Here is a 12,124-nt window from a genome sequence, read left to right as displayed (position 1 = left end):
CTTGCAGAAGCGCGCGAATGCCAAATGCCCGCCGGGGGCGAGCGTGCGTCTGGGTGATTTCGGAATATTGGAAAACTATCCCTGAGTTGCCCGACGTGTCAAGTAGCCCGGTCGGACGTAGCCCGGTCGGACGCCGGCCACCGCCGGCTACTTTGCATGGGGTTGTTTTCGATATTTTGGCAACGCGCCTCCCCCGCGAGCGTCCCGCAAGCGGGAGAGGGAGCTCAATCCCGTCGCGGCTCTCAATCGACTCTACCTGACAGCGCTTCCGAAAAAATCTTCGCCCGCCTTGTCGGCCGCGTACTCCGCCGTTCGTCATGAAGGCAGAGAGCATCACCAAGCGTTACGGAGCCTGTCATGCCGACGATCGTCGACACCGAAGTCTCAAAGCCCGCCCGCATCGCCGGCCGCGTCATGAGCGGCGTGGTCGTCTTGTTCCTGCTGTTCGACGGCGCGATCAAGCTGGTGCCGTTGTCGGTCGTCACCGAGACCATGGACAGGATGGGCTTCGGCGCGAGCGATGCGCTGGCGCGTAGCCTCGGCATCATCACCATCGTTTGCACGCTGCTCTACTCGGTGCCGCCGACCTCGATCCTCGGCGCCATCCTGCTCACCGGCTATCTCGGCGGCGCGATCGCATCGCATGTGCGGATCGGCAGCCCGCTGTTCACCCACACGCTGTTCGGGCTCTATCTCGGCCTGATGCTGTGGGGCGGGCTCTATCTGCGCGACGGCAATCTGCGCGCAATGCTTCCATTTCGCCGGTGAGGTATTGTTCAATCCATCCCTGTGGAGACTGACATGTTGGAGACCATTGCCATCATCGCGATTGTCCTCGGCGTCGCGATCGCCGTCATCCTCATCCTCGCGGCGACCAAGCCGGGCACGCTCCGCGTCACGCGTGCGATCAGCATCAACGCGCCGGCCGAGCGGATCTTTCCATTGATCGACGATTTCCATCAGTGGACGCTCTGGTCACCCTACGAGAACCGGGATCCGGCCATGAAGCGCATCTACAGCGGCGCCGGGCGCGGGCAGGGTGCGGCCTACGCCTGGGACGGCAACAAGAATGTCGGCGCCGGCCGCATGGAGATCCTGCAATCCTCCGCGCCGTCGAAGATCGTCATCAAGCTCGACTTCATCAAGCCGTTCGAAGGCCATAACACTGCCGAGTTCACAATGCTGCCGCAGGGAAATGCGACCAGCGTCACATGGACCATGTATGGTCCGGCCGTCTTCATGTCGAAGGTGATGCAGGTGTTCATGAACCTGGATCGCATGATCGGCAGGGATTTCGAGGTCGGTCTCGCCAATCTGAAGAAACTGACTGAAAAGTAGCGCGTTTTCGAACGAGGTGGTTACCGGTTCGTGTCAGGAAAACGCGTCAAGATGACAATCCGGAGCCCTCGTTCCGGTACCACCGGGGCGAGGCTCGAATGACCCAAGGGAGCATGCGATGCAGGTCAACCCCTATCTCTCCTACGACGGCAATTGCGGCGCCGCGCTGAAATTCTACGAGAAGGTTCTCGGCGCGCGGATCGAGGAAACCTTCCCCTATGGCGAGGGCAGTGCGGAGATGCAGACGCCGCCCGGCTGGAAGGACAAGATCATGCACGCCCGCCTCACGATCGACGGCGAGATCATCATGGTCTCCGACGCCCCGCCCGGCCACTTCCAGAAGCCGCAGGGCTTCCACGTCGCGTTGCAGGTCGAGGATCCCGCGGAGGCCGAACGCCGCTTCAAGGCGCTGTCAGAGGGCGGCACGGTGACGATGCCGTTCGGCAAGACCTTCTTCTCCAACGGCTTCGGCATGTGCATCGATCAGTTCGGCATCCCCTGGATGGTGAACTGCCCGCAGGGGATGTAGGCACGGACGTTCCGTCCGCTCGCGCTGACGGAGATGGTGTGTGCCGCGCTATCCACGTCATTGCGAGCCAGCGGGTCGCGCGTAAGCGCGCCCGATGACAGGCTCCGCGAAGCAATCCTTCGCTCCGCAAGCGGGGACATGGATTGCTTTGTCGCTTCGCTCCTCGCAATGACGGTGTAAATTTGCCGCTACCTGCACCGCGGATAGATCGCCGCGAGCTCGCGGCCGCGCAGCAATAGCAGGCGCGAGGTCAGGCCGCCGCGGCGGGCGATCCAGCCGCGCACCGGTGCTGGATAGGCTTGCAGCACCGCCACGGACGCTTCCGGCTCTGCATAGGTGCGGCCGCGCTGGTCGATCGAGCGCGCGGCGTGGAAGCCGAGCACGGCGCGCCGCGTCACGCAGATGCGGTCGCCTGGCACCATCGAGAGCACCAGGGTGCAGGCCGACAGGCAGGGCCCGTCGATCACGACGCGCTCGCCCGATTCGCGCACCTTGTCGAACAGTTCGATGAACGGGCCGACCTGCCCGCCGGGGCTGGCGAGGATACGAACATCTGCTTGCGCGCAGCTAACCGTTGCGCAGAGAGCTGCCGCCGCGACAAGTATTTTCATGCGCGCAATCCCTGCCACGATGCGATCGAGGTGCCGCCGCATCTCAAGCCGGAAGGCTCGCGCCGGAATGGGGCATCGTCAAGACCGATGTCCCGGTCGCGACAGCAGGTGGCTCAGGCCGCGCGGTTCTTGAGCGCCCCCACGATCGCAGTGAGCACAGCGCCGGCAACGCCGCCGCCGGCGACCTGGCCGATGATGCTGCCGATGTCAGGCGTCGCGCCGGAATTGGCGAGCAGCGGGATCAGCATGCCCAGAAGCTGTCCGCCCGCGCCGCCGCCGATGGCGCCTGCGATGGTGTTACCGAGCGTGCCGAGATCGATGTTCTTGGCCGCTCCCGCCGCGACATTGCCGCCGACGGCTCCGCTGATGACCTGAATGATCAGATTGATGAGAACGCCCGACATGAGGTGATTTCTCCCCGGTATCTGGTTCAGCACGGCTGAGACGCCGGCCGGCATCCCACCGCCGCGAAGGTTAGGCCTCCAGCGCGCAGAGGTCATGCTGCACACGCGAAGATTGTCGACCCGCGCCGACGCTATGCACCGGCTTTTTTGAGGGAACCCTCCGGCTCTCCCGGGAGCCTCAGTCCGCGCCGGAGACGCCGGCCTCGGCAAAGGTCGCCATGCCGCCATGACAGGCGAGCGCCGCGCGCAACAGCAGGATCGCAACCCCCGCGCCGGAGCCTTCGCCGAGCCGCATGTTAAGGTCGAGCAAGGGGGCGAGCTCGAGCTCGCGCAGCAATTCGCGGTGGCCAAGCTCGGCCGACACATGTCCGGCGCGGCAATGCGCGAGGCTATCGGGCGCAAGCCGCGCCAGCGGCAGCACCGCCGCTGTCGCCACGAAGCCGTCGAGCAGCACCGGAATGCAGCGTGCGCGCGCTGCCAGCACGGCCCCCGCGATCGCCGCGAGCTCGCGTCCGCCGAGCGACATCGCGGTGACGAGCGGATCGTCGATCGCGCCGCGATGCAGCTTGAGCGCCGCATCGATCGTGGTGCGCTTGCGTATCAGCCCGGCATCGTCGACGCCGGTGCCGCGGCCGGCCCAACGCACTCCGCGCCCGCCCATCAAGGCCGCGCACAGCGTCGCGGCGACCGTGGTGTTGGCGATGCCCATCTCGCCGACCACGAGCAGATCGCATTGCTCGGGCACCGTGCGCCAGCCGGTATCGAGCGCGACGAGGAAATCGGCGGCGTCCATCGCCGGTCCGGTCGTGAAATCGCGGGTCGGGCGCGCCAGCTCGAGCGGCTCGACGCGCAGCTCGGCACCGGCAAGCCTGGCGATCTGGTTGATCGCAGCGCCGCCGGCGGCGAAGTTCGCCACCATTTGCGCGGTGACCTCGGAGGGATAGGCTGAAACGCCGCGCTCGGCGATGCCGTGATTGCCGGCGAACACGGCGATGGTGACGTGGTCGAGCCGGGGCATCTCGCGCCGCTGCCAGCGCGCCAGCCAGATCGCAACCTCTTCCAGGCGGCCGAGGCTTCCCGGCGGCTTGGTCAGGTTCTGCTGGCGCTGCGTGGCGGCCGCGGCACTGGCCTCGTCGCCCTGCGGCAGGTTGCGACAAAAGCCGCGGATGTCGTCTAGAGTACTGAACTGCATGCGATTCCCTCGTCGAGCGGGCCGCAAGCTAATGCATGATCCGGAAAAGTGTGAAGCGGTTTTCCCTCGCGACAAATGCGTAGCATTTGCGTGGAGATCATGCCCTAACAGGAAGCCAAAGCGCGATGAGATCGAGCCCGATCTCGTCGCGCTTTAGCCCAATTTCCAGGCCTTCACCATGAATCAATGGCTCGACGAGCTCAGGACCGCCACCGCCTTCCTGACCCGCCTGCCGATGTCGCATCCGGACGGCGCGCGGCCGGAGAGCTTTGCCCGGGCGCAGCGGCTGTTTCCCCTGGTCGGGGCCGCCATCGGGGCGGCGATCGGCCTGTTTTGCCTGCTGCTGCGGGCGATCGGTGTGCCGGATCTGGCCGCCGCCGCGCTCGCGCTCGGCGGCGGTGCGCTGCTCACCGGCGCGCTGCATGAGGACGGGCTCGCCGATGTCGCCGACGGGTTCGGCGGCGGCCGCGATGTCGCGGCCAAGCTCGAGATCATGCGCGACAGCCGGCTCGGCACCTATGGCGCGCTGGCGCTGGTGGTGAGCTTTGCCGCCAAGCTCGCGGCGCTGGCTGCACTTCCGAACGGATTTGTGGTGCAGAGCCTGATATCTGCGCACGCGCTGGGCCGCGGCGTGCTGCCATGGATCGCGATCAGCCTGCCCTATGCGCGCAAGGACGGGCTCGCCGCCAATGCCGGTAGGCCCGATGGGACAATTGCCGTGGTCGCGGCCGGCCTGGCGCTGCTGATCGCAGTCCTCGCCTTGCCGTTCGGCAGCGCGCTGCTGGCGGCGATCGCGGCCGGTGCGAGCGCACTGGTCATGGTGCTCGCGGCAAAGCGGCAGATCGGCGGCCAGACCGGCGATGTGCTCGGCGGCGCCGAGCAGGTCGCGGAGACCGCGATTCTGGTGTTGCTTGCGGCGCGGTTAGGTTAGGGCGTTTTCGAGCGAAGTGGATACCGGTTCGCGTGAAGAGAACGCGTCAAAATGAAAGCGTGGGCGGAACATGGATCGCGAAACGCGTCTCTGGCTAATCCGTCATGCGCCGGTGGACGGTCCGCGCGGCGTGATCCACGCGCCGGATGCGCCCGCCGACCTCAGCGATGCCGCGGCATTCGCGTCGTTGCAGGTGAGGCTGCCGGCTTACGCTCTCGCGGTCTGCAGTCCGGCGCGGCGCACTCGCGAGACCGCAGCAAAGCTCGGCCTGACGGCAGCGGAGGACGACACCTTTCGCGAGCAGGATTTTGGCGATTGGACCGGCCGGCGCCATAGCGAGATCGAAGCCGAGCTCGGCGCAGCCTATCGCGCGTTCTGGCAATCGCCGGGCAACAACCGGCCGCCGCGCGGCGAAAGCTTTGCCGATCAGATCGCGCGGGCGCGGGCAGGGCTCGCGCGTCTGCCGGCCGGCGACGTCGTACTGGTCGTGCATTCCGGCACCATTCGCGCGATCCTTGCGATCGCGCTCGAGCTTGCCCCGGAGCTTGCGCTGCGCTTCGTCATCGATCCACTGTCATTGACGCGGATCGACCGGCTGCCGAATGCCTGGCGCGTGGTCGCGGTGAACGAGCGCTAATTTAGTCACTCAGCGGCACTAGCAATTCCGTCACCCTGAGGAGCGCGTAGCGCGTCTCGAAGGGTCGACGGCCACCAGCGGGGCCGTCCATCCTTCGAGACGGCCGCTTCGCGGCCTCCTCAGGATGACGGAGATGGGGTGAGTGTATCGCTGAGTCTACCCATTCCGTCGCGCGCCGCGCAGGGTCGGCAGGCCGATGCCGGCGGCGTCGAAGCCGCCGTCGACGGCGAGGATCTGTCCGGTGATGTAGCTGGCGCGATCCGAGCACAGGAAGAAGATCGCTTCCGCCAGCTCCTCCTCCAGCCCATAGCGGTTGAGCGGGATGGCGTCGTGATAGTCGGCGCGGATTTCCGGCGTGTGGACGGCCTTGGCCATCGCGGTCTCGACCGGCCCGGGCGCGACGCCGTTGACGCGGATGCCGAGCGAGGCGAGCTCGACCGCGAGCTGCTTGGTGAGATGCGCAAGGCCGGCCTTGCTGGTGCCGTAGGCCGAGCGCAGCGTCGAGGCGCGCACCGCCGAGATCGAGGTGATGTTGACGATCGCACCGCCGCCATGCTCGCGCATCACAGGCGCAGCCGCCTTGGTGCACAGGAACGGGCCGGTGAGGTTGACCGCCATGATCCGGCTCCAGTCGGCGTCCGAGGTCTCCAGCACCGGCGTGAACACGGCAATGCCGGCATTGTTGACCAGCGCGTCGAGCCGGCCGAACCGGTCCGTGATCGCAGAGATCGCGGCTGCCACGCCAGCGGCGTCCGATACGTCGCAGGTCAGCGCCAGCGCGTCGTCGGGCTGCTTCAGCGCCGCGACCGCCGCGCGCAGCAATTCGCCCTCGATGTCGAGCAGCGCGACGCGCCAGCCGTCGGCGAGAAAGCGTTTCGCCGCGGCAAGCCCGATGCCACGCGCGGCGCCGGTCACGAGTGCGACTTTGGGGGAAGCGGGATTCATCGGATGGTCCATCGGTTCGGGCAGGAAATCCCGACCGTCTGCGACCTTTACCTGGTGATGTCAACCTGAGAGGCGCTCAACTGGCTCGGCCGTCATTGCGAGCAGCGATAGCGACGAAGCAATCCATTCTTCCCGTGTGGCGAGGTGGATTGCTTCGCGGAGCCTGTCATCGGGCGCGCTTTCGCGCGACCCGTTGGCTCGCAATGACATGGGTGCGTCGGCCGTTCTATACTCTTTCAGCATGGGAACAAGGCGCGTCTCGCGTCCTCGATGAATGTGCGTCGCGTTCGATGCTTGGGTCTCCACGCCCGCCGACCGCAATAAGTATCCATACGAAAAGTATCCATACGAAAAAAATCGCCGCACGAGATGTCGGAAGGGCGGTCCCGGGCTCGTCCTCCGGTCACTCATTCCATGATGGAGTTCCGATGTCGCTTACCCTGCATTACCACCCGCTGTCCTCGTTCTGCTGGAAGGCGCTGATTGCGCTCTACGAGAACGGCACGCCGCTCACGCCGAACATGGTCAATCTCGGCGATCCTGCCGAGCGCGCGGCGCTGCTCGCGCTGTCGCCGATCGGCCGCTTTCCCGTGCTCCGCGACGAGACGCGGGGCGAGACGGTGCCGGAATCGAGCATCGTCATCGAATATCTCGACCGGCATTATCCCGGTGCCGTCAGGCTGATCCCCGAGGATCCGGACCTCGCGCTGCAGACCCGGCTGCGTGATCGTTTCCTCGATCTCTATGTCCACCTGCCGATGCAGAAGGTCGTCGGCGACCGGCTGCGGCCTGCGGACAGCAAGGATCCGCATGGCGTCGCCGAGGCGCGGGCGCAACTCCGCACCTCCTATGCGATCCTGGATCAGCAACTGATCTTGAATCAGCAACGCGCGCGTGGCGGCTGGATGATGGGCGAGCATTTCTCGTTGGCCGATTGCGCGGCCGCGCCGACGATGTTCTACGGCAACAAGGTCGAGCCGTTCGGAGATGGACATCGGCATCTGGCCGCCTATCTCGAGCGGCTGATGGCGCGGCCGTCCTTCGCGCGTGTCCTGAAGGAGGCCGAGCCCTATTTCGGCATGTTCCCGCAGGAAACCTGACGCAGGCCGGCCTCCGACCCGGTTCCAAAAATAAATTATGGCGGGATGTCGCTTTCGCGCCGTCTCGTTCGTCATCTCGCTGAGGCCCGGGTTTCCGGAGCGCTGGCCGCTCCGGAGGCCCGGGCAATACGTGTGGGAGACGACATGGCTGCAGTTGGCAACAGGGCGGAGATCATCCGCTCCCTCTTCGCCGCCTACCTCGCCAATGACCGCGCGAGCGTCGAGGCGGCGTTCGCGGAGGATTTCCGCTTCTCGACGCCCTATGGCGAGAACATCGACAAGCCGACTTATTTCGCCGAGTGCTGGCGCGATTCCGGCTGGATCGGCCGCCACGAGATCGAGCGCATCATGGTCGACGGCCTCGAAGCCTTCGTCACCTATCGCTGCGTCGCCCGCGACGGCAAGAGCTTTCGCAACACCGAGTTCTTCGTGTTCGACGGCGACAAGGTGTCGCGCATCGACGTCTATTTCGGCCCATCGCACCAGGACGGCGAACTTGTCAGGCAGGACCGCTGAGGGCTGTGGCACGCGATGCAATGACCTCCGAAATAATTTCGCTTGGCCTGTCGGCGTGGCAAGCCCCGCGTCGTCCTTGAGACGAGCACCGGAGATACCGGCAAGGCAGCTGAACAGGACAACGGAGCAGGACGATGAAGTTCATGGTGATCGTGAAGGCGAACAGGGATACCGAGGCCGGCGTGATGCCGAGCACCGAGCTGCTCGCGGCGATGGGCAAGTTCAACGAGGAGATGGTCAAGGCCGGCGTGATGCAGGCCGGCGAGGGGCTGCATCCGACCAGCAAGGGTGCCCGCGTCAAATATGCCGGCGGGCAGAGCACGGTGTCGCGCGGCCCGTTCGGCCTGAGCAGCGATCTGGTCGCCGGCTTCTGGCTGATCGAGACCAAGTCGCTCGACGAAGCGATCGACTGGATGAAGCGCGCGCCGTTCGACGGCGGCTCCGAGATCGAAATCCGCCAGGTGTTTGCCGCGGAGGATTTCGGCGAGGCGCTGACGCCCGAGCTGCGCGAGCGGGGAGAGCGCCTGCGCGCGCAGGTGGGCAAGAAATGACACCCGACGTCATTCCGCGATATCGCACCGGCGATGCGCCCGGAATACATGATCATCGTCGCAAGTCGTGGATTCCGGGCCGGCGCCGCGTGGGGCTTCCCGGCATGACGAGGGTGAAGATTGCGAGTTACTCAACAGGCAAGGAAATCCGACCAATGCGTTTCATGATGCTGATGATCCCGCTCGGCTACGAGTCCGCGCCGGCCAAGCTCGAGCTCGACCCCGAACGGGTCGCCGCGATGATGCGGTACAATCAGGCGCTGAAGGACGCCGGCGTGCTGATCACGCTGGAAGGCCTGCATCCGCCGGCTGCCGGCGCGCGCGTCAAGTTCGACACCGGCGTGCCGGTCGTGATCGACGGCCCGTTCACCGAGGCCAAGGAAGTGATCGGCGGCTTCTGGATGATCGAGGTCGCCTCGCGCGCCGAGGCCATCGAATGGGCCAGCAAGTGCCCGGCCACCGCCAACGAGATGATCGAGATCCGCCAGGTGCAGGAGATGGCAGATTTCTCCGAAGAGGTGCAGCAGGCCGCCGCGACCTTCGAGCATCCGCAGGGCGGCTGGGGCAAGGCTCTGCGCTGACACCGCATGATCCGGTCTTGCAACACGTAGCGATGCCGCCGCACGGCGTCATCGCGTCAGCAAACGATCGTCAAACCAGTAACGACTACAATGGAGATGCAAGATGAGCACCAACACCTTTCTCGCGGTCTATCTCGGCGGCGGCAGCACCGGCTCGCGGATGGCAGCCTGGAATGCGCTGCCCGAGGCCGAACGGCGTGCCAAGGAGCAGCAGGGCATGGCGGCCTGGGGCGCCTGGGTCGAGAAGCACCATGACGTGATCGTCGAGATGGGCGGACCGCTCGGCAAGACCAAGAAGGTTGGGCAGGGCGGCGTCACCGACATCGCCAATCTGATGACCGGCTTCACCGTGGTGCGCGCGCCCTCGCATGAGGCAGCGGCAAAGCTGTTCGAGAACCACCCGCATTTTTCGATCTTCCCAGGCGAAGCCGTGGAGATCATGCCGGTGCTGCCGATCCCGGGCCGATAGGCAATCGTTTTGGGCCATGGGCTCCCTGAACCTCTCCCGCTCGCGGGGGAGGTCGTCGCGCGCAGGCGGATGGAGGCCCTCTCCACTGTGTAACTCGCGGAGAGGGCCTCCGCTCGCCAGCGGCCGACTTCGTGTCCAGGTCACACCGGCCCGAGCAAATCTGAAAGCCCTGGAGTGGAGGTCTTGCGCCATGGCGAAGCTTGTCTTCGGACTGAACCAGTCGCTCGACGGCTATGTCGATCATCAGGCGATGGTGCCGGACACCGGGCTCTTTCGTCATTTCATCGAGCAGGTGCGCAGCGTGGCCGGCATGTTGTACGGCCGCCGCATGTACGAGGTGATGCGCTATTGGGACGACGACCTTCCTGATTGGGATGCAGAGGAGCGCGACTATGCGGCAGTGTGGCGGAGACGGCCAAAGTGGGTCGTGTCGCGCTCGCTGAAATCCGTCGGACCCAACGCGACACTGGTCGAGGGGGACGTTGAGGCGGCGGTGCGCGGGCTGAAGGCCCGGCTCGACGGGGAGATCGAAGTCGCCGGGCCGGACCTGGCGGGGAGTCTGACCGAGCTTGGCCTGATTGACGAGTATCGACTGTACCTCCGGCCCATCGTGCTCGGGCGCGGCAAGCCATTCTTCGTCGGCCCCCGCGCGCCGCTCCGCCTGGTGGCAAGCGACCGGATAGGCGAAAACACGATCAGGTTGACCTACGTCCCCGCCTAGTCATGCAACGTGCCTGACGGCGTTGCGCGGAAGCCCCCCGACTGACTGGTCCGTTAATCTTGATTGACGCGCCGCCGCCCCGCTAGTGACCTTTACCGCCAGCTCATGTAAAAGCCGTTCACATGAGCTGGCGCAAGGACCAAGGCCGCGCCGAGCGCGGTTATCATCACGGCAATCTCAAAGAGGCGTTGCTGCAGGCCGCACTCGACCTGATCTCGAAGAAGGGGCCGGCCGGCTTCACCTTCGCCGATGCCGCGCGGATGGCCGGCGTCAGCCCGGCCGCGCCGTACCGCCACTTCCGCGACCGCGACGAGTTGATCGCCAGCATCGCGCAGCGCGGTTTCGAGCAGTTCGAATCGCTGTTGACGCAGGCCTGGGACGACGGCCGCCCCGACACTGTCACGGCGTTCGAGCGGGTCGGCAAGGCCTATCTCGCCTTCGCCCGCGAGGAGCCCGCGTTCTATTCGGCGATGTTCGAATCCGGCCTGCCGGTCGATTCCAATCCGACCTTGATGGCCGCAAGCGAGCGCGCCTTCGCGATCATCCGCGCCGCTGCCGAACGGCTCGCGGCACTGGCGCCGCCCGGCATGCCGCGTCCGCCGGCGATGATGATGGCGCTGCACATCTGGGCGATGTCGCACGGCGTCGCTTCGCTGTTCGGCCGCGGCGATGCCGCGCGGCGCAAGCTGCCGATGTCGCCGGAGGATCTGCTCGAGGCCGAAGTGCTGATCTATCTGCGCGGCCTCGGCTTCCCGACCGACCGCCGGCCTGGAACCGCGGCCGCCGACGACAAGCCCGCCGGTCCGTGGGGCAAGGCGAAATAAGGTTCAACGGCCAAGCCAAAAATAATCCGAGGGGTGCGTCACCCGCGCTGCTTGACTTTCCCGAGGGATCGGCTACCTATGTAAATGTTATTTACATTCACAACGGCGTGATGCCGTGATGGAGAAGGAAATGGCCTACACCGCTGATGTCAATCGCTGGCGCGGCCCCGTCGAAGAGCCCTACCGTCCCTACTTCTACGCGACGCCGTGGCATCCCCTGAAGATCGCCGGGATCATCCTTGGCTTCATGATCTGGTGGCCGATCGGCCTCGCCCTTCTCTTTTTCACACTCGGGAGCAGAAAGATGGCCTGTTGGAGTCACAACGATATGGATCGCTGGCAGAACAAGATGGAGCGGATGCAGGACAAGATGGAGCGGATGAAGAGCCGCATGGAGCGCCGCGGCTTCCCGTTTGGCGGCTTCGGTCCGCCCTCCAGTGGCAACCGCGCCTTCGACGAGTACCGCCAGGATACGCTGCGCCGTCTCGAGGAGGAGCAGGTCGAGTTCAAGAACTTCCTCGATCGCCTGCGCCACGCCAAGGACAAGGAGGAGTTCGACGCCTTCATGGCGCAGCACAAGACCCGTCCGACCCCGCCGACCGACCAGCCGCCGCAGGGTTGATCGCGCGAGGCAAGCGCTAGCCTTCAGGCGATGTGCCCCCATAGAACCTGATGGCCCTGAGCCGCCCGTTTGCGATGAGCAAGCGGGCGGTTTGCATTTTGGGATGGTGACGCCCACTCTATCGTTTGGGATCCGGACGATGAGGTGAAGACC

Annotated in this window: 17 protein-coding genes; 13 read left to right on the top strand and 4 right to left on the bottom strand. The window is 65.6% G+C overall.

Features of this window, described 5'->3' with window-relative positions; genetic code table 11:
• Positions 1-357: 357 nt before the first annotated feature.
• The 3 genes from ACVIYL_RS03690 to ACVIYL_RS03680 all read left to right on the top strand — a co-directional run bounded on the left by ACVIYL_RS03690 (position 358) and on the right by ACVIYL_RS03680 (position 1,867).
• On the top strand, positions 358-768 hold the full coding sequence (locus ACVIYL_RS03690; protein ID WP_253604509.1) for a DoxX family protein: 411 nt from the start codon (positions 358-360) through the stop codon (positions 766-768).
• Between the two features lie 33 nt (positions 769-801).
• The gene (locus ACVIYL_RS03685; protein ID WP_456777774.1) at positions 802-1,338 is read left to right on the top strand and encodes an SRPBCC family protein; all 537 of its coding nucleotides are present in this window, start codon (positions 802-804) and stop codon (positions 1,336-1,338) included.
• A gap of 118 nt (positions 1,339-1,456) precedes the next feature.
• Positions 1,457-1,867 carry a VOC family protein gene (locus tag ACVIYL_RS03680; RefSeq protein WP_225647897.1) on the top strand — a complete coding sequence of 137 codons (411 nt, stop codon included), beginning with the start codon at positions 1,457-1,459 and terminating at the stop codon, positions 1,865-1,867.
• Positions 1,868-2,055: 188 nt separating this feature from the next.
• Here ACVIYL_RS03680 and ACVIYL_RS03675 read toward each other — a convergent pair whose 3' ends face one another.
• The 3 genes from ACVIYL_RS03675 to cobT form a co-directional block, all read right to left on the bottom strand.
• On the bottom strand, positions 2,056-2,478 hold the full coding sequence (locus tag ACVIYL_RS03675) for a S49 family peptidase domain-containing protein (protein ID WP_057016263.1): 423 nt from the start codon (positions 2,476-2,478) through the stop codon (positions 2,056-2,058).
• Between the two features lie 113 nt (positions 2,479-2,591).
• Positions 2,592-2,882 carry a hypothetical protein gene (locus ACVIYL_RS03670; RefSeq protein ID WP_016842535.1) on the bottom strand — a complete coding sequence of 97 codons (291 nt, stop codon included), beginning with the start codon at positions 2,880-2,882 and terminating at the stop codon, positions 2,592-2,594.
• A 178-nt stretch (positions 2,883-3,060) separates the two neighbouring features.
• Positions 3,061-4,074 carry a nicotinate-nucleotide--dimethylbenzimidazole phosphoribosyltransferase gene (gene cobT, locus ACVIYL_RS03665; RefSeq protein ID WP_456777773.1) on the bottom strand — a complete coding sequence of 338 codons (1,014 nt, stop codon included), beginning with the start codon at positions 4,072-4,074 and terminating at the stop codon, positions 3,061-3,063.
• Positions 4,075-4,252: 178 nt separating this feature from the next.
• Here cobT and cobS point away from each other — a divergent pair, with 178 nt between their 5' ends.
• Positions 4,253-5,005: an adenosylcobinamide-GDP ribazoletransferase gene (cobS, locus tag ACVIYL_RS03660; RefSeq protein ID WP_456777772.1), complete on the top strand. Its 753-nt coding sequence runs from the start codon at positions 4,253-4,255 to the stop codon at positions 5,003-5,005.
• A 70-nt stretch (positions 5,006-5,075) separates the two neighbouring features.
• Positions 5,076-5,642 carry a histidine phosphatase family protein gene (locus ACVIYL_RS03655; protein ID WP_456777771.1) on the top strand — a complete coding sequence of 189 codons (567 nt, stop codon included), beginning with the start codon at positions 5,076-5,078 and terminating at the stop codon, positions 5,640-5,642.
• A gap of 156 nt (positions 5,643-5,798) precedes the next feature.
• Here the strand turns inward: ACVIYL_RS03655 and ACVIYL_RS03650 are convergent, their stop codons facing one another.
• Complete coding sequence (locus tag ACVIYL_RS03650; RefSeq protein WP_456777770.1) at positions 5,799-6,587, bottom strand: SDR family NAD(P)-dependent oxidoreductase; 789 nt, start codon at positions 6,585-6,587, stop codon at positions 5,799-5,801.
• A 428-nt stretch (positions 6,588-7,015) separates the two neighbouring features.
• Here ACVIYL_RS03650 and ACVIYL_RS03645 point away from each other — a divergent pair, with 428 nt between their 5' ends.
• The 8 genes from ACVIYL_RS03645 (at position 7,016) to ACVIYL_RS03610 (ending at position 11,971) form a co-directional block, all read left to right on the top strand.
• On the top strand, positions 7,016-7,687 hold the full coding sequence (locus ACVIYL_RS03645) for a glutathione S-transferase family protein (RefSeq protein WP_456777769.1): 672 nt from the start codon (positions 7,016-7,018) through the stop codon (positions 7,685-7,687).
• A gap of 144 nt (positions 7,688-7,831) precedes the next feature.
• Complete coding sequence (locus tag ACVIYL_RS03640; RefSeq protein ID WP_456777768.1) at positions 7,832-8,203, top strand: nuclear transport factor 2 family protein; 372 nt, start codon at positions 7,832-7,834, stop codon at positions 8,201-8,203.
• A gap of 134 nt (positions 8,204-8,337) precedes the next feature.
• The gene (locus ACVIYL_RS03635; protein WP_057016223.1) at positions 8,338-8,754 is read left to right on the top strand and encodes a YciI family protein; all 417 of its coding nucleotides are present in this window, start codon (positions 8,338-8,340) and stop codon (positions 8,752-8,754) included.
• A gap of 155 nt (positions 8,755-8,909) precedes the next feature.
• On the top strand, positions 8,910-9,335 hold the full coding sequence (locus ACVIYL_RS03630) for a YciI family protein (protein WP_092087574.1): 426 nt from the start codon (positions 8,910-8,912) through the stop codon (positions 9,333-9,335).
• Positions 9,336-9,438: 103 nt separating this feature from the next.
• Positions 9,439-9,804, top strand: a complete 366-nt coding sequence (locus ACVIYL_RS03625) for a YciI family protein (RefSeq protein ID WP_028341377.1) — start codon at positions 9,439-9,441, stop codon at positions 9,802-9,804.
• A gap of 190 nt (positions 9,805-9,994) precedes the next feature.
• Positions 9,995-10,525, top strand: coding sequence for a dihydrofolate reductase family protein (locus ACVIYL_RS03620; RefSeq protein ID WP_253604486.1), 531 nt, complete (start codon positions 9,995-9,997; stop codon positions 10,523-10,525).
• A gap of 122 nt (positions 10,526-10,647) precedes the next feature.
• Entirely contained in the window at positions 10,648-11,349 is a 702-nt protein-coding gene (locus ACVIYL_RS03615; protein WP_225647905.1) for a TetR/AcrR family transcriptional regulator, read from the top strand.
• 130 nt (positions 11,350-11,479) lie between these two features.
• Complete coding sequence (locus ACVIYL_RS03610) at positions 11,480-11,971, top strand: DUF2852 domain-containing protein (protein ID WP_026192213.1); 492 nt, start codon at positions 11,480-11,482, stop codon at positions 11,969-11,971.
• Positions 11,972-12,124 lie beyond the last annotated feature (153 nt).

This window comes from Bradyrhizobium sp. USDA 3315, assembly GCF_054056795.1.
This window is presented reverse-complemented; position numbering and strand designations above follow the sequence as displayed.